Raw genomic sequence first — 18,641 nt, 5'->3', positions numbered from 1 at the left:
GGTGTAACCGACGAGACCCCCGACCGCGGGTAGCGTCGGATCATCACACCCCGCTGAGGGCCCCCGCGCACCTCTGCTCCACGACGATGTGCAGCGGAGCCCCCACGACTTGGAAGGTGCACAGCACATGCTCCACACTGCGAGAAGGCGCTGGCTCACCGGCGCCGCCGCGGTCGCCGTCGGCGCGATCGTCCTCACCGCCTGCGCGAGCCAGCGCGACGACGGCGGCGACGACAACGCGTCCGACGATGTCGACTCGACCTTCATCTTCGGCGCCTCGGCCGAGATCTCCGGCCTCGACCCCGCGATGGCCAACGACGGCGAGACGTTCCGCGTGTCGCGTCAGATCTTCGAGGGTCTCGTCGGCGTCGAGCCCGGCACCGCCGACCCCGCACCCGGACTCGCCGAGAGCTGGGAGCAGTCCGACGACGGTCTCGAGTACACGTTCCAGCTCAAGGAGGGCGTGACCTTCCACGACGGCACGGACTTCAACGCCGACGCGGTCTGCTTCAACTTCGACCGCATGAACAACTTCACCGGCGTCGCCGCCACCGAGAGCCTGTCGTACTACTGGGGCAAGCTCATGCGCGGGTACGCCGAGACCGGCACGTCGATCTACGGCGGCTGCGAGGCGACGAGCGACACCGAGGCGGTCATCACGCTGACGCAGCCGTTCGCCGGCTTCATTCCGGCGCTGTCGCTGCCGTCCTTCGCGATCCAGAGCCCCACCGCGCTCGAGGAGTACAGCGCCGACGAGGTCGGCGGCACCGCGGAGGCCCCCGTCCTCAGCGAGTACGCGCAGGCCCACCCCGTGGGCACGGGCCCGTTCAAGTTCGAGGAGTGGGCGCCCGGCGAGTCGGTGACGCTCAGCGCCTACGAGGACTACTGGGGCGAGCAGGGCCAGGTGCAGGAGGTCATCTTCCAGGTGATCGGCGACACCACCGCCCGCCGTCAGGCGCTCGAGTCGGGCTCGATCGACGGCTACGACCTCGTCGCGCCGGCCGACCTCGGCGCCCTCGAGGACGCCGGGTTCAACCTGGTCAACCGCGAGCCGTTCAACATCCTCTACCTCGCGATGAACCAGGCCGTGCCGGCCCTGGCCGACATCCGGGTGCGCCAGGCGATCGCCCACGCGATCGACAAGGAGCAGCTCGTCACGCAGGTGCTCCCCGAGGGCACCGAGGTGGCGCGGGAGTTCATGCCGCCCGTCGTCATCGGCTGGAACGAGGACGTCACCACGTACGACTACGACCCCGAGGCGGCCAAGGCGCTGCTGGCCGAGGCCGGCTACAGCGAGGCGAACCCGCTGACGCTGCAGTTCAACTACCCCGTCAACGTGTCGCGTCCGTACATGCCCAACCCGGAGCAGATCTACACGAACCTGAGCTCGCAGCTCGAGGCCGTCGGCATCACGCTCACGCCGGTCGGCGAGGACTGGAACCCCACGTACCTCGACCGCATCCAGGGCGGCGCCGACCACGGCATCCACCTGCTGGGCTGGACCGGTGACTACAACGACCCCGACAACTTCGTCGGGACGTTCTTCGCCTCCGCGGGCAACGAGTGGGGCTTCACGAACGAGGAGCTCACCGCCGCGCTGACCGAGGCCCGCGGCCTCGCGTCGGAGGAGGAGCAGGAGTCGGCCTACGCCGCCGTCAACGAGCAGATCATGCAGTTCCTGCCGGGCGTCCCGCTGGCGCACCCGGTCCCGACGCTGGCCTTCGCCGAGCGCGTGACCTCGTACCCCGCGAGCCCCGTGCAGGACGAGGTGTACAACATGGTGGAGCTCAGCGAGTAACACCGAGAGACGGATGCCGCTGCCGGCGCTCGCGCATCGGCAGCGGCATCCGTCACCTCCGTCCGCTCGTTCGCGACCGTCGTCGCCGTCCCCGGAGAACTCCACGTGCTACGCACCATCGGGAGCAGACTGCTCCTGCTGATACCGACCCTGTTCGGACTGTCCATCCTGCTGTTCCTGTGGGTCCGTGCGCTGCCCGGCGGCCCCGCCGTCGCCCTCCTCGGGGAGCGTGCGACGCCGGAGGCGGTCGAGCAGATCAACGAGCAGTACGGCTTCAACGAGCCGCTCATCGTCCAGTACTTCACGTGGCTCGGCCAGCTGCTGCAAGGCGACTTCGGCACGTCGCTGCAGACCCGCCAGCCCGTCCTCCAGGAGTTCGCGCAGCGGCTTCCCGCCACCCTGGAGCTGAGCTTCCTCGCGATCATCATCGCCGTCGGCCTCGGCATCCCGCTCGGCTACCTCGCCGCGCGGCGCCACGGCAAGGCGTCCGACCACTTCCTGGTCGGCGCGAGCCTCCTCGGCATCACGATCCCGGTCTTCTTCCTGGCGTTCATGCTGAAGTGGGTCTTCGCCGTCCAGCTCGGCTGGCTCCCCTCCGAGGGCCGTCAGGATCCGCGCCTGGACGCCACGCACTACACCGGCTTCTACGTCCTGGACGGCATCCTCACCGGGGAATGGGATGCCGCGTGGGACGCCTTCCTGCACCTCATCCTCCCGGCCGTCGCCCTCGCATCGATCCCGCTCGCGATCATCGTCCGCATCACGCGCGCGTCGGTGCTCGAGGTGCAGAACTCGGACTACGTGCGCACCGGCATGGCCAAGGGCATCTCTCGCTCGACCATCCGGTCGCGGTTCATCCTGCGCAACGCCATGCTCCCCGTCATCACCACGATCGGCCTGCAGGTCGGCCTGCTCATCTCGGGCGCGGTCCTCACCGAGACGGTGTTCGCCTTCCCCGGCATCGGCTCGTTCCTGGCGCGCGCCATCTTCACGCGCGACTACCCGGTGCTGCAGGGCTTCATCATCTTCATCGCGATCGGGTACGCCCTGATCAACCTGGCGGTCGACGTGTCGTACAGCTTCATCGACCCGAGAGTGAGGGTCTCATGACATCCGCGATGCTTCCCCCCGCGCCCAGCGGGGGCCCGGTCGACGACACCTCCGTCGACGACAAGGAGCTGCTCGCCGCCAAGACCGGGGGCGGCGGCTTCTGGCGCGACGTGTTCCGGCGCCTGCGCCGCAACCCCAGCGCCTGGGTGGGCGGAACGATCATCGCCCTCCTCGTGCTGGTGGCGATCCTCGCGCCGTGGCTCGCGCCCTACGGCCCGACCGAGCTGCCGGGCCAGCGGTACATCACGCCGACCCACATCCCCGGTCCCGGCGAGATCCCCGAGTTCCCGCTCGGCCTCGACCGCTTCGGCGGCGACGTGCTGTCCAAGCTCATCTGGGGCGCCCGTGCGACCCTGATCATCGGCGTCGTGTCGACCGCCATCGGCCTCATCGGCGGAATGATCCTCGGGTTCCTGTGCGGCATGTTCGGCGGCTGGGTCGACACCCTCATCATGCGCATCGTCGACATCCTGCTGTCGGTGCCGTCGCTGCTGCTCGCGGTGTCGGTGGCCGCCATCCTCGGCCAGACGCAGGCCTCGCTCATGATCGCGATCGGCGTCGCGCAGGTGCCCATCTTCGCGCGCCTCCTGCGGGCGTCGATGCTCCAGCAGCGCAACGCCGACTACGTGCTGTCCGCGCAGACGCTCGGCCTCGGGCGCGGCAAGATCACGATGAGCCACGTGCTGCCCAACGCCGTCGGCCCGGTCATCGTGCAGGCCACGCTGTCGCTGGCGACCGCCGTGATCGAGGCGGCCGCGCTGTCGTACCTCGGGCTCGGCGGCGACGTGCCGCAGACGGCCGAGTGGGGACGCATGCTCACGTACGCGCAGCTCGAGCTCGCCGTCGCGCCGTGGCTGGCGTTCCTGCCCGGCGTCTGCATCACCGTGACGGCGCTCGGCTTCACGCTCTTCGGCGAGGCTCTCCGCGAGGCGATGGACCCCCGCACCCGCGCCCGCTGACCCAGCCGCGCCCTGAGCGCGGGCAGGGGGTGGTGCGCCGAGAGCGCGCCAAGTGTCGTGCGGGGGGCCGTGGGGGCGCGTTCTGTGCGCTCTCGGTGTGGTTTGCCTCCGCGCCCCGAGCGCGGGCAGGCGGTGGTACGCCGAGAGCGCGCGAAGTGTCGTGCGGAGGGCCGTGGGGGCGCGTTCTGTGCGCTCTCGGCGTGATTGCGGGCTGCGTCAGACGGCGATGTCGAGCTCGTTGCCGGGGATCGACGCGAGAAGGTGCCGCGTGTACGGGTCGCGCGGGTTGGTGAAGATCTCTTCGGAGGATGCCGCCTCGACGAGTCGCCCGTCCTTCATGACGCACACGTAGTCGCTGATGAGGCGCACCACGGCGAGGTCGTGCGAGATGAAGAGGTAGCTGAGTCCGTACTCGCGCTGCAGGTCGCGCAGGAGCGTCAGCACCTGGTCCTGAACGAGCACGTCGAGCGCGGAGACCGGCTCGTCGCACACGATGAGGTCGGGGGAGAGGGCGAGGGCTCGCGCGATGGCGACGCGCTGGCGCTGACCGCCCGACAGCTCCGACGGGTAGCGCCGCAGCATCGTCTGCGGAAGGGCGACGTCGTCGAGCAGCTGACGCACGCGCGCGGCCCGCTCCTTGGCGTTGCCGCGCTTGTAGAACTCCAGCGGCTCGGAGATGATCCGCTCGATCGAGAACATCGGGTTCAGCGACGAGTACGGGTCCTGGAAGATCGGCTGCACCCGCTGACGGAAGAGCTTCAGGTCGCGGCCCTTGAGGGCGGCGACGTCCTGCCCGTCGAACCGGATCGAGCCGCTCGTGGGCTCGATGACGCGCAGCATCATGCGGGCGGTCGTCGTCTTGCCCGATCCCGACTCGCCGACGATCGCGACCGTCTCGCCGCGCGGGATCGAGAACGACACGTCCTGCACCGCGGCGAAGTCGTCCTTGCTGCCCCGCACCTTGTAGATCTTCGTGAGCCCCTCGACCTCGACGATGCTGTCGGGAGCGGATGCCTCGGTCCGAGCTTCTTCGACGGCACCCGGCTCGTCGGCACGCGGCGCGGCGACGGCGGCGGGTGCGGCATCCGTCCGCTCCTCCTCCGGCGCGGCGGGCGCGATGTCCGGCGCCGGGGCGGCGACGTCGGGCGCGGACGTGCGGAACACCTCGGGGCGCAGCCGCACGGCCGCCACCGACGGCGCCGCCTTCACGAGGGCCTGCGTGTAAGGGTGCTGCGGGTCTTCGAGGATCTGCCGCGCCGGACCCTGCTCGACGATGCGGCCGCGGTTCATCACCACGACCCGCGACGCGCGCTCTGCCGCGAGGCCGAGGTCGTGGGTGATGAGCATGACCGCGGTGCCGCGCTCGCTCGTCATGCGCTCGAGCTGGTCGAGGATCGTCTTCTGCACCGTGACGTCGAGCGCGCTCGTGGGCTCGTCGGCGATGAGCAGCTTCGGGTCGCACGCCAGGCCTATCGCGATGAGCGCGCGCTGGCGCATGCCGCCCGAGAACTCGTGCGGGTACTGTTTCGCGCGGTCGGCGGCGTTCGGCAGGCCGGCCGCCGCGAGGGTCTCGACGACCTTGCGGTCGACATCCTTGCGGGTGGCGAGGTCGTGGGCGAGCAGCGTCTCGGCGATCTGCGTGCCGATCTTCGCGACCGGGTTGAGGTTCGACATCGGGTCCTGCGGCACCAGCCCGATCGACCGCCCGCGGATGGAGCGCATCCGGCTCTCCGGTGCGCCGACGAGGTCTTCGCCCTCGAAGAGGATGCTGCCCTGGGTCACCTTGCCGTTGCCCGGTAGCAGGCCGATCACCGCCATCGCGGTCGTGGACTTGCCCGAGCCGGACTCGCCGACGATGGCGAGCGTCTCGCCGGCGGCGAGGTCGATGTCGACGCCCTCGACGGCGTGCACCGGTCCGTCGATGGTCTGGAACTCGACGGCGACGTCGCGGACCTGGAGCAGCGGCGATCCGGCCGCGAGACGTTCGGTGGTTCGGGCCATGGGGTCCATCCTGCACGTCGGCGCCCTTTCGCGCACCGGTGCGGGCTCAGCCTTTACGGATCCGTAACGCGCGACGCCGTCGGCTGCGCAATGTGCTTCCGCAGCCGCGTGCGCGGCGAGCAGCCGTCGCCGCATCGGGCCGCCCGAGTGGGTGGGCGTGCAGAACTCCTCCAGATCGGCGGCAGCGCGGCCTGCGGAGGCGGTTGCCGGGCCCGATCCGCGCAGACAGGAGGAGTTCTGCACGCGGCCGCGGCGGACTCTCGGCCGCGCAGTAGCGTGGTCGCATGGCGGTGATCGACCTCAACGCGGACCTCGGCGAGACCGTCGACGGCGTGCCCACGGCCGACGAAGAGGTGATGTTCGCCGTGATCTCCAGCGCCAACGTCGCGTGCGGCGGGCACGCGGGCGACGCGGCCTCCATGCAGGCCGCGGTCGAGCGGGCGACGCGCTTCGGGGTGGCCGTCGGGGCGCACCCCTCCTACCCCGATCGCGAGGGCTTCGGCCGCGTGGCGATGGTGATGGATACGGCCGCCCTCAGCGCCACCGTCGCGGAGCAGCTGGACGCCCTCCTCGCCGCCGGCGCCGACCTCCGCTACGTCAAACCGCACGGCGCGCTGTACCACGCGGTCACCCGCGACCGGACGCAGGCCGACGCCGTCGCACGCGCGGTCGCCGCGCTCTCGGCGCGGCTGGGCCGACCGCTGCCCGTGCTCGGTCTCGACGGCGAGATCGCGGCGGCTGCGGCAACCGTCGGCCTTCCGTTCGTGCAGGAGGCCTTCCTCGACCGCGGCTATCTGCCGGACGGATCGCTCGTCCCACGTGGGCGGGCCGGAGCGCTGCTCGAGGACCCCGACCTCGTGGCGGCGCGCGCAGTGCGCCTCGCGCGAGAGGGCGTGGTGGAGGCGGCCGACGGCACGGTGGTGCGAGCGGATGCCGCATCGCTGTGCGTGCACGGAGACTCGCCCGCCGCGGTGGCCATGGCGCGCGCAGTGCGGGCGGCGCTGGATGCCGCGGGAGTCGAGGTGCGGGCGCCGTGGTGAGGCGGCCGAGCGAGGCGGTGCCGCGGTGGTGACGGCCCGGGTGCGGCCGATGGGGGAGCGTGCGTTCCTCCTCGAGGTCGACGAACTCGATGATGTGCTCGCCCTGCACGCGGCGCTCGCCGCGTCGCGACCCCCCGGGGTGGCCGACATCGTGCCGGCTGCGCGCACCGTGCTGGTGCGGGTGGACACACGAGCGCTCCCGCTCGCGTCCGCGCGGGCCTGGGCGCTCGCCGCGGCGGCCGACGCACGGGCCGGCGCCGAGGCGGACGGACCACTCGTCGAGCTCGACATCGTGTACGACGGCGTGGACCTCGCCGAGACCGCGGAGCTGCTGGGCCTCGCCGCCGACGAGCTCGTCACGCGCCACGCGGCGGCCGAGTGGCGCGTCGCCTTCACCGGCTTCGCACCGGGGTTCGGGTATGTCGTCAGCGACGACTGGGCGTTCGACGTGCCGCGGCTCGCCTCGCCGCGCACCCGCGTGCCCGCCGGCTCCGTCGGTCTCGCCGGTCACTTCACGGGCGCCTACCCCCGCGACACCCCGGGCGGCTGGCGGCTCATCGGCACGACCGATGCCCGGCTCTTCGACCCCGACGCGGAGACGCCGGCACTGCTCGCCCCCGGCTCGCGGCTCCGCTTCCGGCCGACCCCGGAGCGGGCCGTCGCGGCCGCGGGCGCCGCGGCGGCTCCGTCGCCGTCGGCTTCGCCCGAGCCGGCGAAGGCGACCGGATCGGGCCTGCAAGCGTCGGCCCCCGGCATCCGCATCCTCGAACCGGGCCTCCTCGCGACCGTGCAGGATCTCGGACGCGGTGCAGCGGCATCCCTGGGCGTCGCCGTCTCGGGGGCGCTCGACCGGGGCGCCCTGCGCACCGCCAACCGGCTGCTCGGCAATCCGGAGGGCGCCGCCGGCATCGAGGTGACGATGGGCGGACTCCGTGCGGTGGCCGAGGCCGACCTGTGGGTGGCGGTGACGGGCGCGTGGGGCGCGGTCCGTGTCGGCGGGCGAGCGGTCGACCCCTACCAGGCCCACGCGTGGCCGGCCGGGTCCGAGCTCCAGCTCGACTGGTTCGCGCACGGCGCCCGCGCGTACGTGGCGGTGCGCGGCGGTCTCGACGGCCGGGTCGCGCTGGGCTCCCGGGCGACGGATCTGCTGGCGGGACTGGGGCCTGCGGCACTGCGCGCGGGTGACGTCGTGGCGGTGCGCGACGAGGCCGTCCTGCCCATCCCCGTCGCGCCGCCCGGTGCGTGGGGCGCGCCGCACGACGACGAGATCGAGCTCGAACTGGCACCGGGGCCACGGGAGGGCTGGTTCGCACCCGGCGCCCTCCGGACGCTGTTCGACACGGTCTGGACGGTGTCGAACCACGCCGACCGGGTCGGGGCGCGGCTGGAGGGGCCGGAACTCGAGCGGTCCCGGCCGGGCGAGCTCCCGAGCGAGGGCATGGTGCCCGGCGCGCTGCAGGTGCCGCCCAGCGGCCGGCCCACCATCCTGCTCGCGGATGGTCCGGTGACCGGCGGCTACCCGGTCATCGCGGTGGTGACGGATGCCGCGCTGGACCTGGTCGCGCAGGCCCGGCCGGGCACCCGCATCAGGTTCCGCCACGCCCGCCCGCCGGCGTGACGCCGCCGACGCACGGGAGCGGACAGGCGCCGTTTCAGTCCGCGCCCCCGGCCTCGAGGAGGTCCGCCGTCGCCCGCAGGATCGCGACGACCGCGGCCGTGCGCACCCCGGGGTCGGCGACGCGGTCGAGCGCCGCGACGAGCGCGGGCTGAGGCCCCTGCGGCGTCTGCCCCGAATCGCGCGGCGCGAGCAGCGGCACCTCCGCGAGCCCGACACCGGGTTCGAACGACGGCTTCTGCTCCCACAGCTCAGCCATCGCATCGCGCACCGCTGCATAGAACTCGCGGTTGGTGGCAGCCGGGTTGGCGACCAGGATCTTGGTCGCGTTCGTCGTGAACACCCCGTGCCCGCCGGTCTCGAGAGCGACCTGGTCGGGCTGGCAGGCGCTGAACAGCACCTCGCGCACCGCCCGCGGCGCGTCCTCGACGGCGCGACCGGTCTCGGCGCCGACGACCTCTTCCATGGCGGCTCGGCGCACCGGGTCGGCGAGCGAGGCGCTGCGAGCGCTGCGGAAGCGCTCGCGCTCGGAGGGCTCGAGGTCGAGCTTGCGGGCCGCGGTGCCGACGGGGATCTTCATCGCGGCCTTGTCGGCGTCGGTGAGCTTGCGGTTGGCCGTGCCCGAGTGGCAGGAGTCGAAGAACAGCGAGACCGACACCCCGTCGGGGATCGCGTCCCACACCACGGCGAGGTCGTCGTCGAGCACAAGCTGGCCGTCGAACACGTCGATGGGGCAGAGGGCCTCGTCGTTGGTGCCGAACGAGTCCACCTCGTCGCTGTCGAGGTCGGGAACCGACGTCCCGTGACCGGCGAACTGGATGGCGACGACATCGCCCGCGGACGAGCTCGTGACGAGCGTCAGCATCTCGCGGAGGATCGCCTCGCGCGTGGCCTCGGCGTCGCGCAGCCGCGCGACCTCGAAGCCCAGGCCCGTGAAGGTGTCCTCCCAGGTCTGCGCATCGGCGACGCACCCGCTGAGCGGACGCCGCGCGTACTTGTCGATGCCGATGCACAGGGCGCGCTTGCGCGCAGCCGCACCGCGGGGCGCGGTCGGCTCCGGGGGCGGCGTCGGGAACGCGTCGCGGCTCTCAGCTCCGAACACCTGGGCGATGTCGTCGTCATCGCCGGCGGCGCGGGTGCCCACCACTCGTCGGGCGAGGCTCGTCATGGTGTCGGCGTCGTTGTCGAAGTCGCCGTGCGAGGTCGCCTTCGAGCTCGTGCGCTTGCCGTCGGTGACCGGGCCGAGCACGAGCCGTTCGCCCTTCTGCCGGAGGTACGACATCGTCGGCCCAGCCTTGCTCAGGTGCTCCTCCAGCCCGAGGATCTTCGCCTCCTTCTCGACCTCGAACGAGTGCGAGACCAGCCACAGCAGGGACTTGCGGTAGACGCCGCCGGTGTTGTCGCGCTTCTCGTGGTCCTTGTCCATGGTGAAGATCGACAGGTCCTCGATCCCGCCCGAGCGCGCCAGCGGGAGGAGCTTCTGCTCGAACGTGTCGACGCGCACCGCCGGCGCGAGGAAGGTCACCGTCTCGACCTTCGCCACGGCGTCGTCGCCCTCGAAGAGCAGGGGCACGAAGGCGCTGTGGTAGATCGACCCCGCGCTGTGCCCGGCGGCGTGCAGCGAGATCGACTTCGGGTTCTTCTGCAGGTAGTCGCGCAGGGCTGCCGCGAGGACGAAACCGCCGCCCGGGCCGTGACCGTCCAGCGGACCGAGCGACGCCGCCGCGGCGTCGACCTTCATGTCGTCCCAGAACTTACGGCCGCCGAGGAGTCGCGCCGCTGCCTCCACGGCGATGTCGGTCACGTCGGTGAAGCCGCGCTGCCCCGCCTGCTTGCCGCCGATGACGTCCTCGAGGGTGCTCCAGAACCCGCTCTCCCACACCGCGTGGATGGGATAGACGCCGTTGCGCAGCCACCACGCCGCCTGGCGGTGCGCGGTGAGCATGCCCTGGGCCTTGGTGGTCAGGCCGCCGTGCGCCCAGATCAGCACCGGCACCGGCCCCCGCGTCGGGTTCTTCTCCTGCTGCGCCCGCACGAAGGCGTCCAGGTGGGTGTAGACGATCTCCTTCACGTCGTCGGCGGTCATGCGGTAGGCGTCGAGGTCCTGCGGGTCGGGCGTGGACGACTCGGCGAGCTTGCCGTCGGCCGTGTAGACGACGTGCGCCCGCAGCTTCGCGAGCTGGGCGGGAGTGAGCGTGGGGTCGGACATGACGGGCCTTTCGGAGAGAGCGGCCCGTCGCAGACGCCGGGCCCGGTGGGTGACAGGATCAGGTTCGGACGACGCGGGCGCGGGGGTCCGCGAACACGGTGAAGGCCAGCGCCGTCAGATCGTGCGCCTCGCGCGTGGCGATGCGGGCGGCGGCGACGGCTTCGCCGAGGGTGGCGCCGCGGGTGAACAGCTCGGCGTAGAGCGTCGTGGCGAAGGCGGCGGTGACGTCGTCGCGCACGGCCCAGCTGCACCCGATGAACACGCCGGCGCCGCCGCGCAGGAACGCCTCCGCGAAGCCGCCCGGCCCGGTCGTGCCCGGCTGCAGTCGGCCCACGTCGCAGGCGCTGAGGAAGACGAACGGCGGCGATGCTCCCGCAACGAGGTGCTCGGGCACGTCGACGTGGCGGTAGGACGCCGATCCGTCGTCCTGGGCTTCGACGAAGGCGGCGAGGGCGATCTCCTGCGCCCGGGGATCGGCGGTGCGCCAGCGCCCGTGGCCGGCGAAGTGCAGCAGGTCGAAGCCCCCGCGGATGTGATCGCTCACCTCGTCGCGGGTGAGCAGCGGCGGGGGGACGTCGCGCTCGAAGCAGGCGTAGAGCGCACGCACCTCCTCCTCGGTCGCCGTGAGCTTGAGGCCCGGGTCGGCGTAGTCCGGCGCAATGCCGATCACGCGGTCGACCTGCACCGAGAGCTCGGTCGGACGCGGCGTTCCCCACAGCCAGCGGGTGAGGCCCTGATCGCCGAGGAAGTACGAGGCGTCGTCGGGATCGGCGTCGCCGACGCGGACCAGGTGGACGATCTCCCACGGGATGTCGAGCTCGCCCGAGGTCTGCACCATCAGCCCCTGCAGGCGCCGCCGCTTGGACCACAGCAAGGTGTTCACCTCATCGCCGAGCAGCGTGTCCGCGATACCGGCCCCGAGCTCGCGGAGGCCCTCCTCCGCCCGGGCGACCGCGATCCGCTCCTCGACACCGGCCTTGAGCGCGTCCCGGTAGGCGTCGCGGATCCCGCCCAGCTTCTTGTACACGCCGTCGACGAAGCCCTCCTTGTCGAGGAGGCAGACGGTGTTGGTCGCCGAGGCGGCTCCGACCTTGGCGATGGTCGTCAGCACGCTGTGGCCGCGGGACGTCGTCTCCTCGATGACGATGGTGGGCAGCTCCGTCAGCGCCTTCGGCGGCGCCGTCGCCCCGGTCTCCGCGCGATTCGGCGTCGCCGGCAGGATCGGCGCGACGGGCGGAGCCTCGTCGGCGGGGAGGATCATCGTGGACAGCTCGATCGTCGCGAGCGGCGTGACCTCGGGGTCCTGCGTGATGGTCACCCGGACGCGACCGATGCCGGCGGTGCCGGGCACCAGCTGGAACCGGTGGTCCTCGGGCTCGCCTCGGGCCGGCAGCCGTGCGATCAGCTCGGAGGGCGTCCCCGGCGCGACGTCGAAGCCGGTGCACTGGATCGCGATGCGGATGTCGCGCTTCTTGTGGAACGCGACCACGGTGTCGTCCCCGGCGTGGCCCTTGGCGATCCTTATCTCTTCGCGCGAGAGCGTGACGGTGACGTCGAACGGCACACCCTCGAACAGGTCGGCGGGCATCTGAGCGGCCACGTGGGCATCGACCCGGGCCGCGCCGTCGACATCCGGCTCCGCCGCCTCGCCGTCCGCGCCGCCGTCCGTCGTCGCGTCGCCGCCGTCCGCCACGGCATCGGCGGGGGGTGGCGGGGCGGGTGCGAGCCCGAGGTCGCGGCCGCCGCCACCGTCGACGACCGCGTCCACGACGTCGCCGTGCTCGGAGTCGTCGCCCCAGGACTCGTCGCCGCCGCTGGTCCCGGAGTCGGGAAAGGCATCGGAATCGACCATGTCGGGGAACGCGGGGACCGGCGCGAGATCCGGCGCCATGGGGGCGTCGACCGCGGGCGGCTCTGCCGTCGCCTCGACCGCGGGCGGCTCTGCCGTCGCCTCGTCGCCCCCGCCCATGCCGAAGCCTCCGGCGCCGACCTCGGCCTCGAGCCACCGCAGCGCCGCCTCGGAGTCGCTCGCGACAACCGACAGGTGCAGCTGCTCGCCGGCGCCGACCCCGATCTCGGCCGCGTGTGCGCCGTCGGCGCGGGGCGTCAGATGCACGACCTCGCCGGAGCCGCCGCGCCAGAGCACGAGCGCGTATCGGAGGTCGTCACGCCCGCGGACGACGACGGTGGCGACGCCGCCGGACAATCCGCGCAGCGCGACGTCGCCCAGCGTCGTGATGCCGTGCGCGTCCGGGCCCGTGTCTGCAGGGGCGGGGCTGATGTCCGCGGCGAAGGCGTCGGCGTCCCCTTCGACGTCGACGGTGCCCTGCGGCGCGTCCGGAACCAGAGCCATCTCGACCCCCTAGCACCGGCGCCCGATTCCCCACGGGCGCCGACTCCCTACCGATGCGGGGAGCGCGGTCCGGTGCACAGCATAGGGGCCGCCTCTCCACCGCACCAGAGCACGTGATCCGTGCTGCTGATACGTGCGCAGACGGATGCCGGGGGCCGCGGCATCCGTCCCCCGTCTACCAGGTGCGCAGCTCGTCGGAGATCGAGGCGTACTCGTGCTCGGGGAGGGCCAGCTGCAGCGCCTCGCTGACGGTGAGCTCGGCGCCCACGAGCTCACCGGCTTCGACGCTCTGCGGATCGCGGCCGCGCAGGATCTCGAGGTACGGCGTGTGGACGGTGAAGGCCTCCACATCGAAGATGCCGATGCGCCGGCGGATCTCGCCGGCCGCGACCGCGAGCGCGGCCGCGCGCCACGCCTCGCCGTGCGCGGCTGCGACCGCGCAGACGCCCTCGAGTCCGTACGCGACGCCCTCCTCGTAGTGCAGCCCGACCGACAGCAGGAGCGTGTGGACGAACTCCTTCTCGGCCTCCTCGATGCGGCCGAGCTGGAAGTTCAGCCGCGAGCGCAGGTTGCCCGCCACCGACGTCGTGAAGAGATCGCCGCTGGACTCGGCGACCGAGGTCGCGCGGTCGAAGTGCGAGAGGGCATCGTCGGTCGCGCCGCGCACCCAGGCCAGGCGCCCGAGCGAGACCTCGGTGATCGCCTCCGCCCACGTGTTGCCGCGCTCGCTCAGCGTCACGACGGCCTCGCGCAGCTCGGCGTCGGCCTTGTCGGTGTCGAGGTGCGAGAACTGCACCCGCGCGGTCGCGCGCGCCGCGAGCGCCATCGCCGCGGCGTCCTCGTCGCCGCTCTCACGGAACAGCCGCACGCATTCGCCGAGGCCCGCCACCACCTGCTCGCTCGGCCGCTGCCACATCTCGCCCCACAGCGCGAAGAACCAGGCGATCGCCCGTGTGTGCGGCGTGATCGGCTGGTCGTGCTGCTTCTCGAGCAGCTCGAGCATCCACACCCGCACCTCGGCGAAGAAGCCCGAGATCCACCAGTAGATCAGGAGGCTCCACGCGAAGTCGCCGGCATCGTCGAGCCGGTCGGTGTAGACGAGGTGGCGCACGGCGGCACGGAGGTTCGGCAGCTCCAGTCCCAGCCGCACGACCGCTTCGGCCTGGCCCGGACCGCCGAGGTCAGGCGCGATCCGCCGCACGAACTCGCGGTAGTAGTCGGCGTGCGCCCGGCGCACGCGCACCGCGTCGCCCCGCTCCTTGAGCCGCCCGAGGGCGTATTCGCGCACGATCGCCAGCAGCGAGAACACGCGTCGCCCGCCGACCTCGCTCTGCTTCACGAGCGACGCGTCGATGAGGGCGGCGAGCGCATCGATCGCCTGCCCGTCCCACGGGCGCCCGGCGCCCAGCGCCTCCACGGCGTCCAGCGTGAACCGCGTCGCGAACACCCCGAGGTCCTCCAGGAGGGCGCGCGGCGCGTTGGGCAGCAGGCTCACGCTCCAGTCGATCGTCGCCCGCATCGTGCGGTGCCGCTCCGGCAGGTCGCGCACCGCCGCGGTCAGCAGGGGCAGGCTGCGCTCGAGCCGCGCGGCGATCCCGGCCGGCGGGAGGATCCGCACCTTCGCCGCGGCGAGCTCGATCGCCAGCGGCAGGCCCTCGAGTCGACGGCAGATGTCCGCCAGATCGGCGGCGTTCTCGGGTGTCACATCGAAGCGCCCATCGATCGCGCGGGCCCTGTCGACGAACAGCGACACGGCCGCCGAGCGGGTGGTGCGGTCCAGGCTCGCCGGCCCGTCGCCGGCCGGGGTCGTCAGCGGCGCCACCTCGTACACGCGCTCGCCGCGGATGCGCAGCACGATCCGGCTCGTGACGAGGAACGTCGCGGTCGGGGCCACGGTGTACAGCCGCACCAGCACGGGTGCGGCATCCACGATCTGCTCGAAGTTGTCGAGCACGATCAGCACGCGGCGATCGGCGAGGGCGTGGGCGATGCGCTCTTCGAGGGCGGCTTCGCCGTTGTCGCGGATGCCGAGATAGTAGGCGATGGTCGGCAGCAGCAGCCCCGGCTCGAGGACGCCCTCCAACAGCACGAAGTACACGCCGTCGGGGAACAGGTCGCCGCAGGCGAGCGACGACTCGATCGCGAGGCGGCTCTTGCCGATGCCGCCCGGGCCGATGAGGCTCACCACGCGGTCCGTGCCCCGCGCGAGCAGCGTGCGGACGGCGTCGATATCGGCCTCGCGGCCGATGGTGGTCGTGTAGGGCACCGGCACGCGTCCGACCAGGCTCCCCGGCGGGGTGTCGGGCTTGTCGGGCGTGCGTGATTGGTCGAAGCGTTCGGCGAGGAGCATGGCGAGGTCGCCGGCGATCTGGTCTTCGAGGTCGTGGGCGGTGTGGAAGTGGAGGTAGGCGGCGGTGTCGTCGGCTTGGATGCGGGCGATGAGGTCTTGGAGGCGGGGGTCGCGGGTGTCGGCGTCTTTGACGTAGATGAGTTTGGGCATGCCGGCGGGGGCGAGGTTGTATTCGTCTTCGAGGCCGGAGACGTCTTCGTCGGGGGCGATCCAGCCGTAGCTGGCGCCGTAGATGCCGATGAACACGTCGCTTTGGGCGAGGTAGGAGCGGTAGAGGTCGCGGGGAGGGTGGGGGCGGGCGCCGAGTTCGAACATCACCGGGGCGAGCCGGAGTCGTTCGATGGCCGACCGTGCCGCGTCGCGTTCTTCCGCGAGCTCGCGCAGGGTCGAGCTCACGAACACCCGGATCCGCTGGTCGGGCGTACGGATCACGGCGCTGTGTCCGGGCTGCGTCACCACGAAGGCACCCTCTCGCGGACGTCCGCGCCGGCTTCGGGCAGGGCGATCGCGATCGCCTCCGCGAGCCCCATCTCCCGCCCCGCACGCTCACCCGCCTCGACGCTCTCGGCGTCGACCGCTCGCAGGGCCTCGAGCGGAGCCAGATGCACCGCGAACCCTTCGATGTCGTAGATCCCCGTCGTCTCGCGGATCATCGCCGCCACCGCGGCGAGGGCGCCGGCCCGCCACGCCTCCCCGTGGGAGGCGGCGATCGCGCTCATTCCTTCCAGCCCGTACGTGGCGCCGTCGACGAAGTGCAGTCGCACCGACAGCAGCAGCGTCAGCAGGAACTCCTCCTCCGCGGCGTCGGTCTCACCCAGCACGAAACGCAGACGAGCACGGTTGTTGCCCGCCACCACGCGCGTGAAGGCGTCGTCGGCGTCGTCGGCGATCGACACCGCGCGACCGAGGTGCTCCAGAGCAGCCGGGACGTCGCGCCTCAGCATCCCGAGCTGGCCCAGCACCACCTCGCACAGCGACTCGCCCCAGGCGTCGCCGAACGCGTGGAGCGTCCTGATCGCCTCGCCGATCTCGGCCAGGAACGCCGCCTCGTCGAGGTCGGGGAACTGCAGCCGGGTCGACGCGCGGGCGGCCAGCGCCATGGCCGCCGCGTGCTCGTCCTCGCTCTCGCGGAACAGCCGCACGGCTTCGGCCAGACCCTCGCCCACCTGGTCGCTGGGCCGCTGCCACAGCTCGGCCCACAGCCGGAAGAACGTCGCGATCGCACGCGTGCGCGTCGTGATCGGCATCCGCTTCTCCAGAAGCTCCATCATCCACAGCCGCACGTCGGCGAAGTACCCCGAGATCCACCAGTAGACGAACAGCGTCCACGCGAAGTCCCCCGCGTCGTCGAGGCGGCCCTGCTGCACGAGGTGCCGGGCCGTCGCGCGCAGGTTGGGCACCTCCAGTCCGAGCTCTGCGACGGCGTCGATCTGCTGCGAGCCGCGCAGGCGCGGTGCGATGCGGTGCACGAGCGCGAGGTAGTAGTCGGCGTGCGCGATGCGCATCGCGTCAGCCGCGTCGCGGGCCTCGAGCGTCTCGAGCGCGTACTCGCGGACGATCGCCAGCAGCGAGAAGACCGACCGGCCGCCGGACTCGACGCGCTGCACCAGCGACGCATCGATGAGGGCCGCGAGCGTCTCGATCGCCTGGGATCCCCACGAGCGGCCCTCGCCGACCGACTCCACGGCGTCGAGGCTGAACCGGGCGGCGAACACGCCGAGGTCCTCGAGCATCGCCCGCTGCTCGGCGGAGAGCAGGCTGACGCTCCAGTCGATGGTCGACCGCATCGTGCGGTGCCGCTCGGGCAGGTCGCGCACCGAGGTCGACAGCAGCGGCAGGCTCCGGCCCAGACGCTCGGCGACATCGTGGGGCGTGAGCAGCCGGATCTTGGCCGCGGCGAGCTCGATCGCCAGGGGCAGGCCGTCCAGCCGCTGGCAGATGCCGATGACGTCGGCGGCGTTCTCGGCGGTCAGCCGGAAGCCCGGCAGGGCGGATGCCGCACGCTCGGCGAACAGCACGCACGCCGACGACGACTGCGCCTGGGCGAGCGTCGCCGGCGCATCCGGGGAAGGTGTGGCGAGAGACTCCACGTCGAACACCCGCTCACCGCGGATGCGCAGCACGACGCGACTGGTCACCAGGAAGCAGGCGCGGGGCGCCAGCGTGTACAGACGCACGAGGACGGGCGCCTCGTCGACGATCTGCTCGAAGTTGTCGAGCACGATCAGCACGTGCCGATCGCCGATGGCCTGCGCGATGCGCTCCTCGAGCGCGGCGGCGCCGGTGTCGCGCACCCCGAGGATGTACGCGATCGTCGGCAGCAGCAGGCCGGGCTCCAGCACCCCCTCGAGCGGAACGAAGTAGACGCCGTCGGGGAAGAGTCCCACGTTGGCGTGTGCGGCCTCGATGGCGAGGCGGCTCTTGCCGATGCCGCCCGGGCCGATGAGGCTCACCACCCGATGCATGCCGCCCGCCAGCAGCGCCCTGATCTCGGCCAGCTCGCCCTCCCGGCCGATCGTCTCGGTGTAGGGCTCGGGCACGCGCGCGGCCAGCGAGATCTCGGCGGCGGTCGCCGGTTCCGTGCGCCGTGATTGGTCGAAGCGTTCGGCGAGGAGCATGGCGAGGTCGCCGGCGATCTGGTCTTCGAGGTCGTGGGCGGTGTGGAAGTGGAGGTAGGCAGCGGTGTCGTCGGCTTGGATGCGGGCGATGAGGTCTTGGAGGCGGGGGTCGCGGGTGTCGGCGTCTTTGACGTAGATGAGTTTGGGCATGCCGGCGGGGGCGAGGTTGTATTCGTCTTCGAGGCCGGAGACGTCTTCGTCGGGGGCGATCCAGCCGTAGCTGGCGCCATAGATGCCGATGAACACGTCGCTTTGGGCGAGGTAGGTGCGGTAGAGGTCGCGGGGAGGGTGGGCGCGGGCGCCGAGTTCGAACATCACCGGGGCGAGCCGGAGTCGTTCGATGGCCGACCGTGCCGCGTCGCGTTCTTCCGCGAGCTCGCGCAGGGTCGAGCTCACGAACACCCGGATCCGCTGGTCGGGCGTACGGATCACGGGGTGTCCCACCCCAGTCATGTGCATATATTGGCCCCATCGCGGCCGTTTCGCCATGGGTTCGGTGCATCGATGTATCGGATGCGCGCGCGCCCACCCGCGCGCATCGCGCGGTGCAGGGCGCCTCTACCGCGCCGCCCCGAGCAGGAGTATCTT

10 protein-coding genes are annotated in these 18,641 nt (G+C 72.1%); 5 read left to right on the top strand and 5 right to left on the bottom strand.

The window, feature by feature from the left end:
- Positions 1–127 precede the first annotated feature (127 nt).
- The 3 genes from IM767_RS00140 to IM767_RS00130 all read left to right on the top strand — a co-directional run bounded on the left by IM767_RS00140 (position 128) and on the right by IM767_RS00130 (position 3,867).
- A complete protein-coding gene (locus tag IM767_RS00140) occupies positions 128–1,798 on the top strand; it encodes an ABC transporter substrate-binding protein (RefSeq protein ID WP_109210518.1) in 1,671 nt (556 codons plus the stop codon).
- Positions 1,799–1,903: 105 nt separating this feature from the next.
- Entirely contained in the window at positions 1,904–2,908 is a 1,005-nt protein-coding gene (locus IM767_RS00135; RefSeq protein WP_109210517.1) for an ABC transporter permease, read from the top strand.
- A complete protein-coding gene (locus tag IM767_RS00130) occupies positions 2,905–3,867 on the top strand; it encodes an ABC transporter permease (RefSeq protein ID WP_109210516.1) in 963 nt (320 codons plus the stop codon). Before IM767_RS00135 ends, IM767_RS00130 begins: the two co-directional genes overlap by 4 nt.
- A gap of 216 nt (positions 3,868–4,083) precedes the next feature.
- Here the strand turns inward: IM767_RS00130 and IM767_RS00125 are convergent, their stop codons facing one another.
- Positions 4,084–5,868, bottom strand: coding sequence for an ABC transporter ATP-binding protein (locus IM767_RS00125; RefSeq protein ID WP_109210515.1), 1,785 nt, complete (start codon positions 5,866–5,868; stop codon positions 4,084–4,086).
- A gap of 284 nt (positions 5,869–6,152) precedes the next feature.
- On the opposite strand from IM767_RS00125, the gene IM767_RS00120 reads away from it, so the two are divergent.
- Together IM767_RS00120 and IM767_RS00115 are read left to right on the top strand one after the other, a co-directional pair.
- Positions 6,153–6,908 (top strand): 5-oxoprolinase subunit PxpA, encoded by a 756-nt coding sequence (locus tag IM767_RS00120; protein WP_109210514.1) that lies wholly within the window; start codon positions 6,153–6,155, stop codon positions 6,906–6,908.
- A gap of 25 nt (positions 6,909–6,933) precedes the next feature.
- Positions 6,934–8,526: a 5-oxoprolinase subunit B/C family protein gene (locus tag IM767_RS00115; RefSeq protein ID WP_239453293.1), complete on the top strand. Its 1,593-nt coding sequence runs from the start codon at positions 6,934–6,936 to the stop codon at positions 8,524–8,526.
- Between the two features lie 34 nt (positions 8,527–8,560).
- On the opposite strand, the gene IM767_RS00110 is transcribed toward IM767_RS00115, so the two are convergent.
- The 4 genes from IM767_RS00110 to IM767_RS00095 all read right to left on the bottom strand — a co-directional run bounded on the left by IM767_RS00110 (position 8,561) and on the right by IM767_RS00095 (position 18,506).
- Entirely contained in the window at positions 8,561–10,732 is a 2,172-nt protein-coding gene (locus tag IM767_RS00110) for a caspase family protein (protein WP_109210512.1), read from the bottom strand.
- A 58-nt stretch (positions 10,733–10,790) separates the two neighbouring features.
- Positions 10,791–13,085: a CHAT domain-containing protein gene (locus tag IM767_RS00105; protein ID WP_109210511.1), complete on the bottom strand. Its 2,295-nt coding sequence runs from the start codon at positions 13,083–13,085 to the stop codon at positions 10,791–10,793.
- A 175-nt stretch (positions 13,086–13,260) separates the two neighbouring features.
- Positions 13,261–15,894, bottom strand: coding sequence for a DUF4062 domain-containing protein (locus IM767_RS00100; RefSeq protein WP_194398773.1), 2,634 nt, complete (start codon positions 15,892–15,894; stop codon positions 13,261–13,263).
- A complete protein-coding gene (locus IM767_RS00095; protein ID WP_194398772.1) occupies positions 15,888–18,506 on the bottom strand; it encodes an ATP-binding protein in 2,619 nt (872 codons plus the stop codon). Before IM767_RS00095 ends, IM767_RS00100 begins: the two co-directional genes overlap by 7 nt.
- Between the last annotated feature and the right edge of the window lie 135 nt (positions 18,507–18,641).

The sequence above is a fragment of the Microbacterium ureisolvens genome (assembly GCF_015278315.1).
Taxonomy (GTDB): Bacteria; Actinomycetota; Actinomycetes; order Actinomycetales; family Microbacteriaceae; genus Microbacterium; species Microbacterium ureisolvens.
The sequence above is the reverse complement of the archived record's forward strand: the minus strand, read 5'-3'. Positions and strand labels throughout refer to the sequence as shown.